This is a genomic window from Acinetobacter sp. L-24, from assembly GCF_056857555.1.
In genome coordinates, this window is record NZ_JBSXNI010000042.1 from 308646 (window position 1) to 324726 (window position 16081).

13 protein-coding genes are annotated in these 16081 nt (G+C 44.1%); 7 read left to right on the top strand and 6 right to left on the bottom strand.

Going from position 1 to position 16081, the window contains the following annotated elements:
• Nucleotides 1-229: 229 nt before the first annotated feature.
• From AC13CK_RS10105 to AC13CK_RS10115, 3 genes are all read left to right on the top strand, one after another.
• A complete protein-coding gene (locus AC13CK_RS10105; protein ID WP_005106979.1) occupies nt 230-1279 on the top strand; it encodes a Rieske 2Fe-2S domain-containing protein in 1050 nt (349 codons plus the stop codon).
• 249 nt (nt 1280-1528) lie between these two features.
• The gene (locus AC13CK_RS10110; RefSeq protein WP_425878383.1) at nt 1529-2833 is read left to right on the top strand and encodes a type II toxin-antitoxin system HipA family toxin; all 1305 of its coding nucleotides are present in this window, start codon (nt 1529-1531) and stop codon (nt 2831-2833) included.
• Nucleotides 2826-3107, top strand: a complete 282-nt coding sequence (locus AC13CK_RS10115; protein ID WP_425878385.1) for a helix-turn-helix domain-containing protein — start codon at nt 2826-2828, stop codon at nt 3105-3107. The genes AC13CK_RS10110 and AC13CK_RS10115 overlap by 8 nt, the downstream gene beginning before the upstream one ends.
• A gap of 204 nt (nt 3108-3311) precedes the next feature.
• Here the strand turns inward: AC13CK_RS10115 and AC13CK_RS10120 are convergent, their stop codons facing one another.
• From AC13CK_RS10120 to AC13CK_RS10130, 3 genes are all read right to left on the bottom strand, one after another.
• A complete protein-coding gene (locus AC13CK_RS10120) occupies nt 3312-4760 on the bottom strand; it encodes an NAD-dependent succinate-semialdehyde dehydrogenase (RefSeq protein WP_425878387.1) in 1449 nt (482 codons plus the stop codon).
• Between the two features lie 16 nt (nt 4761-4776).
• The gene (gene gabT / locus AC13CK_RS10125) at nt 4777-6039 is read right to left on the bottom strand and encodes a 4-aminobutyrate--2-oxoglutarate transaminase (RefSeq protein WP_005106976.1); all 1263 of its coding nucleotides are present in this window, start codon (nt 6037-6039) and stop codon (nt 4777-4779) included.
• A gap of 347 nt (nt 6040-6386) precedes the next feature.
• Nucleotides 6387-7658, bottom strand: coding sequence for a Glu/Leu/Phe/Val family dehydrogenase (locus tag AC13CK_RS10130; RefSeq protein ID WP_425878594.1), 1272 nt, complete (start codon nt 7656-7658; stop codon nt 6387-6389).
• A gap of 328 nt (nt 7659-7986) precedes the next feature.
• Between AC13CK_RS10130 and pdxR the strand changes: the two genes are divergently transcribed.
• The 4 genes from pdxR (at nt 7987) to AC13CK_RS10150 (ending at nt 12946) form a co-directional block, all read left to right on the top strand.
• On the top strand, nt 7987-9489 hold the full coding sequence (pdxR, locus tag AC13CK_RS10135; protein WP_004646934.1) for a MocR-like pyridoxine biosynthesis transcription factor PdxR: 1503 nt from the start codon (nt 7987-7989) through the stop codon (nt 9487-9489).
• Nucleotides 9490-9906: 417 nt separating this feature from the next.
• Nucleotides 9907-11361 carry an amino acid permease gene (locus AC13CK_RS10140; RefSeq protein WP_253145647.1) on the top strand — a complete coding sequence of 485 codons (1455 nt, stop codon included), beginning with the start codon at nt 9907-9909 and terminating at the stop codon, nt 11359-11361.
• 371 nt (nt 11362-11732) lie between these two features.
• Nucleotides 11733-12602, top strand: a complete 870-nt coding sequence (locus AC13CK_RS10145; protein WP_482831143.1) for an SDR family oxidoreductase — start codon at nt 11733-11735, stop codon at nt 12600-12602.
• 173 nt (nt 12603-12775) lie between these two features.
• Nucleotides 12776-12946, top strand: a complete 171-nt coding sequence (locus AC13CK_RS10150; protein ID WP_004280276.1) for a hypothetical protein — start codon at nt 12776-12778, stop codon at nt 12944-12946.
• An 82-nt stretch (nt 12947-13028) separates the two neighbouring features.
• Here the strand turns inward: AC13CK_RS10150 and AC13CK_RS10155 are convergent, their stop codons facing one another.
• Genes AC13CK_RS10155 through AC13CK_RS10165 form a run of 3 tightly spaced genes read right to left on the bottom strand, consistent with a single transcriptional unit; the run spans nt 13029 to nt 16036 of the window.
• Entirely contained in the window at nt 13029-14090 is a 1062-nt protein-coding gene (locus AC13CK_RS10155; protein WP_425878390.1) for an enoyl-CoA hydratase/isomerase family protein, read from the bottom strand.
• A gap of 25 nt (nt 14091-14115) precedes the next feature.
• Nucleotides 14116-14889, bottom strand: a complete 774-nt coding sequence (locus AC13CK_RS10160; protein ID WP_174894412.1) for an enoyl-CoA hydratase — start codon at nt 14887-14889, stop codon at nt 14116-14118.
• A gap of 19 nt (nt 14890-14908) precedes the next feature.
• Nucleotides 14909-16036, bottom strand: a complete 1128-nt coding sequence (locus AC13CK_RS10165) for an acyl-CoA dehydrogenase family protein (RefSeq protein WP_482831145.1) — start codon at nt 16034-16036, stop codon at nt 14909-14911.
• Nucleotides 16037-16081 lie beyond the last annotated feature (45 nt).

Genomic DNA, 16081 nt, shown 5'->3' on the forward strand with positions numbered 1-16081 from the left:
ACAGCGCGAACATAGGCTTAAAAAGATTATTTTTAGGAGATTTAAGCATTTAAATATCCCATCTCAATATTTGCGTGGTTGAACATAAAAAACCTGGAAAGATGCTTATTTTGTTTTTAATCGCTGGTCAGTGTTCTGATTTACGCAATCCTATGTCCTGTTAATTGAAATTTCATAGAACACATTGCTGTTTTATAGTCCAGCTAAAGGTCATGACACAGAACCCATTATGAATACAAATATCGCCGCTTTTAGTCCCGACTTACCAGTCCATATGACATTCGAGGAACATGACTGGCATCTTTTGGCTCAGTACTGGTATCCGATTGCACTTGCGCGTGATATTACAGATCAGCCAACAAGTAGCATGCTGCTTGATATGCCTCTGGTGATTTATAAAATGAACGATGAACTGGTGGTGGCGAAAGATGCATGTCCGCATCGCGGTGTACCTTTAAGCTTGGGAAAAAATGACGGCCAAGGCGTGGTGTGTCGTTATCACGGTTTACGCTTTGGCAATGAAGGTAAATGCAACCGTATTCCTGCACATCCTCAGCATAAAATATCGGAACGTTTCCATTTGAAAACTTATGCTGCGGTAGAAAAGTATGGTCTGATCTGGTGTTCATTAAGCGCTACAAAAGATGCAGAACCTCATATTCCTAACATGCCTTTTTGGGATGATGCTGAGTATCAGCAACTGGTCTGCCCTCAGATAGACATTCAATGTTTTGCAGGAAGACAGCTCGAAGGTTTTATTGATGTGGCTCATTTTGCCTGGGTGCATCCAGACACTTTTGGCGATCCGGAGGATGTAGAAGTTCCTGATTACAGTACGACAGAAACGGAGGTCGGTTTTAATGCAGATTATATCAGCAGTGTGGGACGTTATCCGATCGGAACAGAGCAGCGTGGCCAGGAAGATTTTAAATGGTTACGTCATTTTGAAGTGAGCCTACCCTTTACTGCAACACTTACGATTCATTTTCCAAATCATGCCAAGCAGGTCATCATGAATGCGGCTTCACCCATGACTGCGCGTTCAACACGACTTTTTGCACCTATTTGCCGCAATTATGATAAAGATTTACCGGTTGAAGATGCCTATGCCTTTAATATGAAAATTTTCGAGGAAGATCGTGTGATTGTAGAAAATCAGAAACCTGAATATTTACCTCTGGACTTATCTTTAGAAGCGCATTTTCCGGCAGATCGAAGCTCGAGTATGTACCGAAAATTACTACGTAAACGGGGATTTAGTCCTTTATTTGCTGCTTAAAATTTTATTCAAAAGAAAGATTCATAATAAATAACCAGGGTTAGAGCTCCTCTGATATTTAAAAATTAATTGGGTTATATATTGATTTCTATGAGGATACATCTTGTTATATAGCCTCATAAGCCTTGTATTCTGGTGAAGATAAGGCCTTTTAGAACGATAAAGAACTTTAAGAAGATAAAATTAGTTTTTTATTAAAATAGGTATATAATAAATAAAATCACTTTACTTTACTATTTTAATAAAATTATGAATCAATATTGCACACTGCAGATTTATCAGGAAGATGAATGGCTGGATTGCGCTATTGTTGAGATTGTCGGTCAACAACAAACTGGATGGCAAGCAGCCACGCGCACATCATATCTATTTGAATATGCTATTTCTTATATGGACCTAAGCGATGGGCATGCGCTAGCCTATCATTTACCAGTAAATGTGCAAAATACCTTGCAATCTACCTGGCCAGCCTTCCTGATGGATTTGTTACCTCAAGGTTATGGCCGTAAAGAATTACTCCGTCAGCTTAATTTTTCTGAAAACACTCAGGAACAAGCAGACTGGGCGCTTCTAAAAGCGGGTGCAGGTAATCCGATTGGTAATTTACGGATTAAAGAGGCTTATGAATGGCTACAGGGGCAGTTTCCTGTTCAGCAGAATCATGGCTTTAGCCTAGACCAAGTCGTAGAACGTCAAGAAAACTTTATTGAATCCTTAGCCTCTTATGGACTTTTTATTGCCGGCTCTTCTGGTATTCAGGGCGAGTGGCCAAAATTACTGCTGACTCAAGGTCATGATGACCTGTTCTATCTGGATCACACGCTGACAGATCATCAGGTCAAACAGCATTGGCTGGTGAAATTCAGTCGTGGCAGTGATCAGAATCTAGATAAAATTTTGATGCACGAAGCCTTATATATGAAAATTGCCCAATACCTGGGACTTCGTGTTCATCAGGAACTGGAGCTGCATGGTAAGACTTTATTTATTCCCCGATTTGACCGTAAAGTCAGCGATGGGAAGGTTGAAAGAATTGCCCAGGAAAGTATTGCTTCTCTGGGAGGAAAAGCCGGTTTTGGGGTAAGAATGACCCATAACCAGATCTGTAGCCTGTTGATGCAATGCTGTACTGAACCAAAACAGGAAATCTTTGAATATTTGAAGCGTGATCTTGCCAATGTTGCTTTAGGCAATAAGGACAATCATACCCGTAATACAGCGATTCAACGTTTCAATAACGGAATCATTCAACTAACCCCATTATTTGATTTTGCGCCGATGTGGCTCCATCCAGATGGTATTGCCCGAACTACGCGTTGGGAGCGAGATGATCATGGTGGTATGCCAATTTGGCATTCAGTTATCGAACAGATAACAGAAAGTACGCTAATTGATTCAGAAGAAATCAGAGCGGTGCTAGTCGAGCAATTACCACTTTATCAGGGGTTACTCGAGCACATGCAGTATCTGCAATTGGCACCTGAAATTCTAGAAAATAGCCAGTATCGAATTGATAATATTTGCCAACAATTGGAGGAGCTGAATTATGGATAAACGCTTCAAGCCACTGACTCCGATTAAACAGATGCAAAAGAGATTGTCTGTACTTGAAACCGTCAGTAACAATCCTGACTGGCCTTTTCATCAGGTTGCTCGCTTCATTCGTACCGAGTTGCACCTCACACTCAACGATATGGCTAAAATTACCAAGATTGCTCCCCAAACTCTACAGAAAATGGAACAACCTGAAGGAAATCCAACACTCAAGTCTATGCAGAAATTACTGGATGCTTTTGGTTTAAAGTTAGAAATCAGGGTTAAATCCTGATGAGAAGCTGATGCTTTAATTGATATTTGCGGGAATTTTAGAGAAGAAGAATGGTTTAACAACTGAAAATATGCCCTGCTCCAATCTGTTTATTGAGTCCTTGCTCCATCGCAGGAATCCCGGTTTAAATTAAACGCGGGATTCACTGGAGGCTGATATTTTCTTATCAGTTTTTTAATGAATACGTTTACTTTTTAAACGTCATTATGAAGAAATATCAACACAGAGATATTTCATTTCAAGATATTCATCCATACCGAATTTGGACCCTTCACGGCCTAATCCTGATTGCTTGACTCCACCAAATGGCGCAACCTCATTAGAGATAGCTCCGGTATTGATTCCCACCATACCGTATTCTAAGGCTTCGCCTACACGCCACTGACGTGCTGTACTTTGGGTAAATACATAGGTGGCCAGACCGAATTCCGTATCGTTCGCCATCTGAATTGCTTCTTCTTCAGTCTTGAAGCGGAATAACGGCGCCAACGGTCCAAAAGTTTCTTCTTTTGCCACACGCATCTGCTGGGTGACTTCAGTCAGAAGCGTTGGTTCGAAGAATGTACCGCCCAGATTTGAGCGCTGTCCACCGGTTTTCACCTGTGCACCTTTGCTCACTGCATCGGCAATATGTGACTGCACTTTTTCAATCGCAGCCTCATCAATTAATGGACCTTGGGTAGAAGCTTCATCACGGCCATCACCGACTTTCAGTTTGTCAACGGCAGCCACCAGTTTTTCTACCAGCGCATCATAAATGCCATCTTGTATATAAATCCGGTTCGCACAAACACAGGTCTGCCCACTGTTCCGGAATTTACTGGCCATGATGCCCTGTACCGCCTGTTCAAGATTGGCGTCATCAAAGACCAGAACTGGCGCATTGCCACCAAGTTCTAAGGACAGTTTTTTGATGGTCGGCGCACATTGCTGCATCAGGATACGACCGACTTGAGTTGAGCCGGTAAAGCTTAACTTTTTCACGGTTTCGCTTTCACATAAGACCTGACCCACTTCAACCGCATCACCACTGACATGCAGCAATACATCTTGTGGCAAACCTGCGCGCAAGGCCAAAACTTCAAGCGCATAGGCGGTTAAAGGCGTTTGTTCAGCCGGTTTAACCAGCATGGAACAGCCAGCAGCCAGAGCTGGCGCGGCTTTACGGGTAATCATCGCCGCCGGAAAATTCCACGGTGTAATGGCCGCTGTCACCCCAATCGCCTGCTTAATGACCAATAACCGTTGATGGGCAAGCGTTGGAGTCAACACGTCACCATCAATACGGCGTGCCTGCTCAGCAAACCAGCGGATAAAGGAAGCAGCATAACCGATTTCACCCCGTGCCTCAGCCAGTGGCTTACCCTGTTCAGCAGTCAGAATCTGAGCCAAAGATTCTTTATGTTCCTGCATCAGATTGAACCAGGCCCAAAGCACATCCGCACGTTCGAGGGCTGTCTTGGTTTTCCAGGCTTTTTGGGCTTGCTGAGAACGAGCTATCAGCTGTTCTACAGATGTCCGGTCATGGGATTTTACCCAGGCCAAAGTGGCTTGGGTTGCTGCATCTTTGACTTCAATATATTCATCCGTGGCAGGCTGATCGAAGTTGATATCAGGATGCTGTAATAAATCTCTATATTGCGCTTGAAGCATGATCATTACTCTTTTATTAGGCTGCGACAGACAGTGCAAACCCTTGTTTCAAGATAGCCAATCCCGCACGGAACTGTTCTGCCGGAATCGTGAGCGGGTATAGGAAACGGATTACATTACCATAACGACCGCAGGTCAGGATTAACAGACCATTTTGCATGGCATGGTTTTGTACAGCTTTTGCCTGTTCCGCAGTTTCAAGCTCAACCGCCACCATTGAGCCCAGTGCACGAATATCTTTGACCATGCTAGATGACATTTTCAGTTCATGTAAAACATCAACCAGTTCTGCGCCTAGATCATTCGCTCTTTCACAAAGACCTTCTTCTTCAATGATATCCAGTACCGCATGGGCAGCCGCAACAGCAACCGGGTTACCGGCATAAGTACCGCCCAATCCACCCGGATTTGGTGCATCCATCACTTCAGCACGACCCACAACGCCTGAAATCGGGAAACCGCCGCCCAGACTCTTTGCCATCGTAATCAGATCTGGCTTGGTCTCATAATAATCCATCGCAAACAGTTTACCTGTACGCGCAAAACCAGACTGTACTTCATCAGCAATCAGTAAAATGCCGTTTTGATCGCATAGTACACGCAAGCGTTTCAGGAATTCTGCAGGCACCACATTAAAACCGCCTTCGCCTTGTACAGGCTCAAGCACAATCGCTGCTACGTCATGCGCAGCAATATCTTCTGCGAAAATATCTTCAATGCTTTGAATTGCATCATTAACACTAATGCCTTTGGATTCCACCGGGTAACGGGCATGGAAAACACCACCAGGCATCACCCCAAAGTCGCGTTTATAAGGTGCAGTTTTACCGGTCATGGCCATCGTCATGAATGAACGGCCATGAAAACCATTACCAAAAGTCACAATGCCATGACGGCCAGTATGGGCACGGGCAATTTTAACTGCATTTTCGACAGCTTCAGCACCAGTCGAAAAGAATGAGGTTTTTGCAGCACCTTGGATGGGTGCGCGTGCATTGATACGTTCTGCCAGAGCAACGTAACTCTCGTATGGTACAACCTGATAAGCCGTATGGGTAAATTTGGTTAATTGTTCAGTGACCGCAGCAATAATTTTAGGATGGCGATGGCCAGTATTCAGTACGGCGATCCCGCCCGCAAAGTCGATATATTGATTGCCTTCTGCATCCCAAATGGTCGAGTTTTCTGCTTTCTCTGCGTACCATTGACACATGACCCCAACACCACGTGGTGTTGCCTGCTGTTTACGTGCATTCAGTGCTGAGTGTTTACTGTCCATTTTGTATCCTCATTCTTGATTCATACGTTGTAAATTTTGCTATCCGGATCTTGGGATAGAAATTTGCCAAAGACTGGCTGATATGGTTCATTTTGCGCTTTTATACGTATGAGACGAGAGCCACTTTGCAGCAGATCGAAGGAGCCAATTGGTCTAGTTGAAATTAGTAAAAGAGTCAAAATATAAAATTATTTTATTTATAAACAAGTATTTATGTTTTTAATAAAAATTGGCTCCTTTTTAAATAAAGAAGCCAATTTAAAAATCCATTGCAAAAATTTAGGATAGGTCATCATGGATTAAATCCATTCATTTTTATGGATTAATCCATCTTGCAAAAACTTCGCTTAACCCGGATAGATGCCGCGTTCCTGACGCGCCATTAAAATCCGCTCACAGGCCAGAATATAAGCGGCTGTACGCAAAGAACATCCGGCCTGGACTGATTTTTGCCATACATCCTGTACCGCATTTTTCATGCTGGCATCCATACGCTGATTAATCTCTTCCTCGGTCCAGAAATAACTGGCCAAATCCTGAACCCATTCAAAATAGCTGACCGTCACGCCACCCGCATTGCAGATTACATCTGGCACCACGGTAATATGACGCTCACTCAGAATTTCATCCGATTCAGTCAAAGTGGGACCATTGGCACCTTCCAGAATCATTTTGGTCTGAATATTTTGCGCGACCTGAGTATTAATCACACCTTCCAGCGCTGCCGGAATAAAGACTTCGGCAGGAATGGTCCAGAAAGCTGATGCAGAAATTTCATCGCTGGCAGAAAATCCCTGAATTTTATGGTGGGTATTTGAGTATTCAAGCAGCTTTCTAATATCAATCCCCTGTTCCTGATACAGGGTGGCAGAATGGTCCTGAACACAGATCACTTTGCTGCCATTTTCCTGGAAAAGCAGCGCAGCTTCACTGCCGACATTACCGAAACCCTGTACACAGACCCGGGCATTTTTTAAATCTAGACCAATTTGCTGGGCAACTTCACGACCGCTAATAAACACACCACGGCCTGTGGCTTTACTGCGGCCTAAAGACCCCCCTAAATGAACCGGCTTTCCGGTCACTACACCAGTAATCGTAGAACCCGCATTCATGGAAAACGTATCCATCATCCAGGCCATGATTTGCGGATTGGTTCCAACATCCGGCGCCGGAATATCTTTTTGCGGTCCAATAATTAAATTGATTTCTGCCGTATAACGTCGGGTCAAGCGTTCCAGTTCGCGCTTGGAAAGCTGGCTCGGATCAACTCGCACACCGCCTTTGGCACCGCCAAAAGGTAAATTTAGAGCAGCACATTTGATCGTCATCCAGGCCGACAGAGCCATCACCTCATCCAAATTGACATCTGGATGAAAACGCACGCCGCCTTTGCCTGGACCGCGAGTTAAATTGTGCTGAACACGATAGCCTTCAAAATGCTGAACCGTACCATCATCCATGATGACCGGAACATCGACAATCAAACTGCGCTTTGGGCGTCGCAGCATGTCCAGTCGTTCACTCAGCTCACCCAGATAAGGCGCTACTTTATCCAGTTGCTTAAGATAATTGTTCCAGGCCGTTGTACCTTGCTCGGTATAGGTCAATCCTTTCATCATCATGTTCATTCTATGATCCTTTTGTTATATGCAGTCGTATGTCCTGGCGGCTGCAACACATCTCTATTCGGCTGTTATGGCAATCATTGCTTGATTCAGGTCTTAGTTCAGCGAGCTCCAAACAAAATCAGTGTCTAGATTTTCCGCTTTAGTTTTAATCGGTATCTGTGTATATTGCCTGCCCGCCTGTATGCTCGCATTCAAGCCGCAGGTACATGATCAAAACGCATACAAGACACTTTACAATGACTGCCTGATCAGACTATTTTGCACCTAGCAATACCGCTCTCACGAGAGCCATTTCAAATTTGTAGGAGAGAGCCAATTGCGTAGCTTGCTTGGAGATTATTTACTGCAGCGATTGCAGCAAGATGTCACAGGAACATTACAGATGCGCCTGTTCCGCTGCTTGCGTAACGCGATTATTGATAGCGTATTGGCTCCCAAAACCCGCTTGCCTGCATCACGTGATCTGGCTAAAGAGATTCAGGTATCGCGTAATACGGTGTTAAATGCCTATGAACAATTACAGGCACAGGGTTATGTTGATGCCCGTACCGGTCAAGGTACCTGGGTAGTAGAGAAATTACCCGAATCCTTTTTGGTGAAGGCAGAACAGAATTCTCCTGCCGTTGCAGAAAAAAAAGCACAGCAAAATTATAATCTGTCGCAACGCGGTTCTTACTTGCTCGGCTATTCCGCGGCTTCGCCTTATCAATGGGGAGCCTTTGTACCGGGCGCACCCGATGTAACCGAATTTCCGCATCATATTTTCAGCAAAATCCAGACGCGTTTGAGCCGTGAACCTCAAGTTAACAACCTGATTTACAGCAATGCCGGTGGCTCTCTGGAACTGCGTCAGGAGCTGGCAGAATATCTGAAAATTGCCCGTTCAGTGCAGTGCGATGCTGATCAGATCATTATTACCGAAGGCACCCATCAGGCGATTGATTTGGTCTCGCGTACTTTAAGCGACATAGGCGATGAGGTCTGGATCGAAGATCCAGCCTATTGGGGCGCGCGTAATATTTTACGAATTAATGGCGTCAATCTACGTTCCTTACCGGTGGATCAGGAAGGGATTATTCCCGATCTGCATCCCAAGAAACCACCTAAACTGATTTTTGTGACGCCGTCGCATCAGTATCCTTTGGGCTCACATTTAAGTTTAGAACGGCGCAAACAGTTAATTGCACTGGCACGCCAGCACAATAGCTGGATTGTTGAAGATGATTATGACAGCGAGTTCAGGTTCTCGGGCCAGCCCTATCCTTCTTTACAAGGTTTAGAGCCGGATTCTCCGGTGATTTATATGGGGACGTTCAGTAAGACGATTTATCCGGCCCTGCGTATTGGCTATTTAGTGGTACCAAAACAGCTCTTTTCTTCATTGCGAATTGTAGCTTCGGAACTTTATCGTGGTGGTCACTTAATCGATCAGCAAACACTGGCTGAATTTATCCGTGAAGGACATTATGAGGCGCATATCCGACGGATGCGTTTATTGTACGGTAAACGCCACGCTTTTTTAATTGACCTGATTCGCCGACATTTAGGTGAAGATTTTCTGCATGAATACAATACCGCCGCCGGTTTGCATCTGATTTTAAAATTGCCGAGCAGCAGTGATGATGTCTTGATTGCATCCAAAGCGCTTGAACTGGGAATCAAGGTCAGAGCCTTATCGCAATACTATACCAAACATTATTCCACCCGGCAGAAAGGATTATTACTGGGCTTTGCCTGTGTGAGTGAACAGGAAATTCTGGTGGCTTTCGGGATATTGTTAAAGTGCTTGCGCGAGCATGGGATCCGCACTTTAACTTAGTAAAAACTCAGGGATCAATACAATTATATTTTTAAAATCAAAAAGCTTTTAATTTATTTTTAAAGGGAACGTAAACCTGCTTTTAGCCTGATATTTTAGGTAAGCTTTATTTTTCTGTAAATATTGCCTGCTTATATTTTTTATCTCTTAAGCCAATTGGCTCCTTTGAATTGCTCAAAAATGGCTCTCGTCACTTTACAACAAAAAAGAGAAATTAACTGCATACATGAACAGCATGTAACCGTACTTTAATCAAAGTGTGATCCTGTCTATAGGGCTACAAGGATTTATTTTATTAAGATTAACTTAATATTGGTCAAGCACTGATGAATTCGGTTACAGTTTCAAAGGATAAGATAGCGTAAGCCAAATAAGGAATTTTATTGCCGCTACGCTATTGATATTAAGGGAAATTATATGGCAGAACATCAACATTTCTCCAATTCCGAATCATCAAACGGCTTAAAAAACGGACTTAAATCACGCCATCTCACCATGATTTCAATTGCCGGTGTCATTGGTGGAGCACTCTTTGTCGGCTCCGGTAATGTCATCTATTCTGCAGGACCGGCTGCACTCATTGCCTATACTCTAGGTGGACTATTAGTTTTACTCATCATGCGTATGCTGGGAGAAATGGCGGTACTGAATCCCGACAGTGGTTCATTTTCAACCTATGCGGATCGTGGAATCGGGCGCTGGGCTGGATTTTCTATCGGCTGGTTATACTGGTCTTTCTGGACGTTGCTCATGGGCTGGGAAGCCTTTGTTGCCGGGAAAATCCTAAATAGCTGGTTTCCATTTATCCCGATCTGGGGCTATATGCTTCTGGTCACTGTAGCACTGGTCTGGATTAATCTCCGTGACGTAAAAAACTTTGGTGAATTCGAGTTCTGGTTTGCCCTGATCAAAGTTATTGCCATTGTACTGTTTCTGGTGTTTGGTAGTTTGGCCGTGATGCACCTGTGGCCTTGGGGCGATGCCTCTATGCTCGGTGGTACAACTCATCTAACCGCTCAAGGCTTTATGCCCAATGGCTTTTCATCGGTGATCACTGCCTTACTGGGTGTAATGTTTGCTTATATGGGAGCAGAAATTGTTACCGTGGCAGCAGCTGAAACCAAAGATCCCGCCAAGGAAATTCGTAAGGCCGCTAATTCAATTGTATGGCGTATCATTTTATTCTATGTCGGTTCAATGCTAATTACGGTTTGCCTGATTCCGCACAATAATCCTTTATTGAAAGATCCGACCTGGGGTACGTATAGTGTGGCACTTACTGCACTCGGTATTCCAGAAGCACGCCATATTGTTAATTTTGTCGTGCTCACCTCGGTATGTAGCTGCTTTAACTCCGCACTTTATACCTGTTCACGCATGGTCTATTCCCTCTCGAAACGTGGAGATGCACCAAAGAGTTTCGGTTTAACCAACCGCAATAACAGCCCATGGGTAGGTGTCATCTTTTCAAGCCTGTTTTCTTTCGTGGCGATTTATCTGACTGCCACCGAAAGTATGAATATTTATGATGTCTTGATGTTAGCGACTGGTACCGTATCTTTATATGTCTATCTTGCTATTGCCATTTCTCAGCTTAAGTTACGTAAAAAACTGGAAGCTGAAGGACAAAATATTCCATTCAAGATGTGGTTATTCCCATGGCTCACTTATCTGGTCATTATCTTTATTGTCGGCGCTTTAATTACCATGATTATTGAAGGAACCTATTTTAAAGAAGTGGTTTATACCAGTGTGCTTGCATTATTTATTGTGGGCTTAGGCATCTGTGCACAAAAGTTTAACTGGGGTAAAGCCTCAGCCAAAAAGGAAAAGGCAGCACAGGCCAGAATTAATTTAAGTGATAATCTTTAATTTATTTCTATAGAAATTTTTTAAACACATCAGAATGAATAAATAAATGGAGAGTTAAAAAACTCTCCATTTATTTTATATACAAGCCCAGTAAAAAAGGCCTATGTATGTCTAGATTTTAAATCTCCGTTGATACCTCACCTTTCCTAATCAAATTTCACCTTTCAAGACCACCTCGGCTATTTAAGTGTAGTCCAAAGTTGTTTCATCAGCTTTTTCTGTTCTGGTTGCTCAACCTGATCCGTTTCAACGAATAATTGATAAATCTCGAATACATTCTGTTATGAAATGTTGAGTCCAGCCTCATTTTGCCTAAAAGCTTCTAATATATTTTTTCTTATATGGCCACAATCATTGGAATTGGAAAAGATATGAATCATTATCCTGAAACCCCAGCTTCAACTGAAACACAAGACCATCAACCGGGTGTGCAAACCAAAATGGACCCTGCACCGGAAATTATTAAACCGCATTATAAAGGCAGTGAAAAATTAAAAGGCAAAGTTGCCTTGATTACTGGTGGTGATAGCGGAATTGGCTGTTCTGTATCGGTCTTATTTGCTCGCGAAGGTGCCGATATTGCCATTTGCTATTTGGATGAAGATCAGGATGCACGGGACACCAAAAAAATGGTGGAAGATGAAGGCCGCCGTTGTCTGCTGATTCAATGTGATTTACAAGATCAAGATGAAATCAAGAAAATGGTGGAAAAGACCCTTCAGGAATTTAAAACGATTAATATTCTGGTCAATAATGCCGGGGTTCAATACCCGCAAGAAAGTATTACCGATATCTCGCCCGAGCAATTACTTAAAACATTTAATGTGAATATTCTATCGATGTTCCACCTGACTCAGGCGGTGATTCCGCATATGCAAGAAGGTGATAGCATTATCAATACGACGAGTATTACCAGTTATCATGGTCATGACCAGCTGATTGACTATGCGAGTACGAAAGGTGCCATCACCACATTTACCCGAAGCCTTTCCACCAATTTATTGAAAAATAAAACCGGCATTCGTGTCAATGGGGTCGCGCCAGGTCCCATCTGGACACCATTGATTCCGAGCAGCTTTGATGAAGAACAGCTTAAAGATTTTGGTAAAAGCACCCCAATGGGTCGTATGGGCCAGCCGAGTGAAGTAGCACCGGCGTATTTATTCCTGGCCAGTGAAGAAGCCAGTTATATTTCAGGTCAGGTGATTCATGTGAATGGCGGCAGTATTATTAACGGCTAATCTGGCACAGAAGATAGCGGTTCTAGCTGACCGTTATCTTCATCTATTTAATCTTTAGATTTTCATATTTTTTAAAAATTTTGTTTTTATAAAATGATTCCAACAAATACTTACCCTCGTAAAAATAAGCTCTTGTTATAGTAATTTCAGCCAAACCTGATGAGGATATTAAGATGCCTAGAGGTGACAAATCAGCCTATACCGATAAACAGAAACGGCAGGCTGAACATATTGAAGAAAGCGAAAAAGAACGTGGTCATTCTGAGGAAGAAGCCGAACGTATTGCCTGGTCGACGGTCAATAAACAAGACGGCGGTGGCAAGAAAAAGAAAACGTCCCACTAAGCAGAATTCATACTGATGACGCTATAGGACACCTATAAAGACCCTTTATAATTTACTTATAGAGGGTCTTTTACCATCAAGTTTAAGTGATATTTTCGATACGCTGCTGAGTCCAAACTGGCCAGATCTTTTGCAAGGTCTTTTCAAATTTTGCATTCTCAGTTCGCCATTTTGGATTTTTGTCCTTATCAATAATCAGCGCACGAACGCCTTCAATAAAGTCGCCCTGCTCTAACCAGACATCCTGCAAGTCCCGTTCTAACTGCATGCATTTTTCTAGCGACAAATTCTGTCCGGCTTGCTGTAACTTCAGGCTGGTTTGCTTGGCCATAACCGGACGTTGTTGCAAAATTGCCAGCATTTTACTAGCCCATTCCTGATCGGTTGAATTACTTGTATGAGCAAGACTCTGTTCAATCTCCTTGAGGTTTGGATAGCCAAAATGCTGATTAATCAGATCTGCACGTTTTTGCAGCTCGCTTTCTACCGGATGCGTAATATAGCCACTAATGATTTTCTGGATTTCAATCGAATTTAACACAGGCGCAGTAATCAACGCTGCTTCCAATTCAGCAAAACGCTCACTCGGCACATGATAATCCACCAGATCGAGATACAAGGCATCACTGCTACTGATCTGCTCCCCGGTCAAAGCCATATAGACACCGACTTCATCCAGTCGGGACAGGAAATGGGTGGCTCCAACATCTGGGAAAAAACCAATTGCGGTTTCGGGCATGGCAAAACGTGATTTTTCACTCGTAACTTTGATATGACAGGCTTGAGCGAGGCCAAAGCCTCCGCCCAGTACATAGCCATCCATCATCACGATCACGGCCTTTGGAAAATTACGCAAGGTGCTCAGCATCTTATATTCAGTGGCAAAAAAATCCTGATATTGGGTATTGCCGGCCTGATAGCTGTCATACAGATAGCGGATGTCGCCTCCAGCACAGAACGCCTTGGGACTGTTGGAATTGATCAGGATGGCTTGCACTTCTGGATCATGGCACCACTGATCGAGTTGCGCCTGAATGCCCTGAATCATCGCCAGGGTTAAGGCATTTAAATGGCTGGTGCGGTCCAGGCTGATAATGCCCAGCCCCCCTGCGACCCGAATCGCTAAATTATTTTCATCACTCATTCTTTTTGTTCCTATTATGAATTTCTTATTGATGGGTAAATTTGGCTGGGCGTTTTTCCACAAAGGCCTGCATGCCTTCCTTTTGATCGGAACCTGCAAAAATGGAATGGAATACCCGGCGTTCAAAGCGCAGGCCTTCAGCCAGGCTCACTTCAAAGGCCCGATTAATTGATTCTTTAATCATCATCACGGCAGTAAGCGATTTTTCAGCAATTTTTTCGGCAGCTTGCAGGGTTTGCTCCAGCAATTCTTCCTTGGCAAAAACCCGAGCGACCAAACCACTTTGTTCCGCTTCCTGCGCCCCCATCTGCCGTGCAGTCAGGCACATTTCCATGGCTTTGGCCTTACCAATCGCCAAGGTTAAACGCTGGGTCCCGCCAATGCCGGGCAACACGCCTAAGGTAACTTCAGGCAAACCAAATTTTGCATTATCAGCGCAGTAAATAAAGTCGCACATCAATGCCAGCTCGCAACCACCACCCAAGGCATAGCCGCTCACTGCGGCAATTAAAGGTTTACGACGCTGCGCAATTCGATCGGCCAGACTGAAAAAATCATCCAGATAAATTTGCGGAAAATTCAGATCTGCCATTTCTTTAATATCGGCACCAGCGGCAAAGGCTTTTTCCGAACCCGCAATCACAATACAGCCAATTGCCGGATCTTTTTCCAGCTGATCCAGTGCCTGATTCACTTCAACAATCAGCTGGTTATTCAGTGCATTTAAAGCTTGCGGACGATTTAAAGTAATCAGCCCGACACCATTACGTTGTTCTAATAAAATTGTTTGCCACTGCATGAAATAAGTCCTTTTAAAATTAGAGGCTGCGTGCAATCACCAGGCGCTGAATATCGCTGGTGCCTTCATAAATCTGACAAATCCGCGCATCACGATAAATGCGTTCGATTGGAAAATCTTTCAGATAACCGTAGCCGCCAAAAATCTGTAGCGCTTTGGAGCAGACACGTTCCGCCATTTCCGAAGCAAATAGCTTGGCCATGGAGGCTTCAGTTAAACAGGTTTCACCGGCTTCTTTCTTGCGTGCTGCAAAATGGACCAGTTGCCGTGCTGCTTCAATTTCAGTCGCCATACTGGCCAACCTGAAAGAAATCGCTTGCTGTTCAAAAATCGGTTTGCCAAAGGCCACGCGGTCATGCGCATAGGCCGTTGCTTCTTCCAAGGCGGCACGCGCCAAACCAACCGCCTGTGCCGCAATACCGATTCGCCCGCCTTCCAGATTGGCCAAGGCAATTTTTAAACCTTCGCCTTCTGCACCGAGTCTTAAACTTTCATGAATGCGGACATCGGTTAAGGCAATCTGACAGGTATCCGAAGCATGCAGGCCGAGTTTTTCTTCGACCCGAATCACTTCATAACCGGGCGTGTCGCGCGGCACTAAAAATGCACTCATACCTTTTTTCCCCGCAGCTGGATCAGTCACGGCAAACACAATAATCATTCCGGCATTGTGGCCTGAGGTAATGAACTGTTTCGCGCCATTCAGAATGTAATGATCGCCGTCCTTGACCGCCCGGGTTTTAATCGCGGCAGCATCCGATCCGGTATGCGGTTCGGTTAAGGCAAAGGCACCAATCATTTCACCTTGCGCTAAAGGCTTTAAAAATTGCTGCTTTTGCTGTTCCGTCCCGAACTTGAAAATCGGTACACAACCCACCGAGTTATGTACGCTCATAATCGCGGATGTTGCACCATCGGCCGCAGCGACTTCTTCCAAGGCCAGAACATAAGCCAGCGTACCTGTGCCCGAGCCGCCCCATTCTTCCGGAATCAGCATGCCTAAAAAACCCAGCTCTCCCATTTGGGCCAAGGCATCTTTGGGAAAGATGCCTTTTTGATCCCACTCGCTGGCAAAGGGTTTAATCTGTTCCTGGGCGAAGCTTTTGGCCATATCCTGAATCAGGTGTTGTTCTTCCGTTAATTGCATCGATGCTTCCTTCAATCTCTTTATTTAATCTTCTTATTCAATCTG

Bases quoted from the DNA above. Each gene is read 5' to 3' on its own strand.
- AC13CK_RS10105 (WP_005106979.1), top strand. From the start codon at position 230: ATGAATACAAATATCGCCGCTTTTAGTCCCGACTTACCAGTCCATATG.
- AC13CK_RS10110 (WP_425878383.1), top strand. From the start codon at position 1,529: ATGAATCAATATTGCACACTGCAGATTTATCAGGAAGATGAATGGCTG.
- AC13CK_RS10115 (WP_425878385.1), top strand. From the start codon at position 2,826: ATGGATAAACGCTTCAAGCCACTGACTCCGATTAAACAGATGCAAAAG.
- AC13CK_RS10120 (WP_425878387.1), bottom strand. From the start codon at position 4,760: ATGCTTCAAGCGCAATATAGAGATTTATTACAGCATCCTGATATCAAC.
- gabT (WP_005106976.1), bottom strand. From the start codon at position 6,039: ATGGACAGTAAACACTCAGCACTGAATGCACGTAAACAGCAGGCAACA.
- AC13CK_RS10130 (WP_425878594.1), bottom strand. From the start codon at position 7,658: ATGAAAGGATTGACCTATACCGAGCAAGGTACAACGGCCTGGAACAAT.
- AC13CK_RS10140 (WP_253145647.1), top strand. From the start codon at position 9,907: ATGGCAGAACATCAACATTTCTCCAATTCCGAATCATCAAACGGCTTA.
- AC13CK_RS10145 (WP_482831143.1), top strand. From the start codon at position 11,733: ATGAATCATTATCCTGAAACCCCAGCTTCAACTGAAACACAAGACCAT.
- AC13CK_RS10150 (WP_004280276.1), top strand. From the start codon at position 12,776: ATGCCTAGAGGTGACAAATCAGCCTATACCGATAAACAGAAACGGCAG.
- AC13CK_RS10155 (WP_425878390.1), bottom strand. From the start codon at position 14,090: ATGAGTGATGAAAATAATTTAGCGATTCGGGTCGCAGGGGGGCTGGGC.
- AC13CK_RS10160 (WP_174894412.1), bottom strand. From the start codon at position 14,889: ATGCAGTGGCAAACAATTTTATTAGAACAACGTAATGGTGTCGGGCTG.
- AC13CK_RS10165 (WP_482831145.1), bottom strand. From the start codon at position 16,036: ATGCAATTAACGGAAGAACAACACCTGATTCAGGATATGGCCAAAAGC.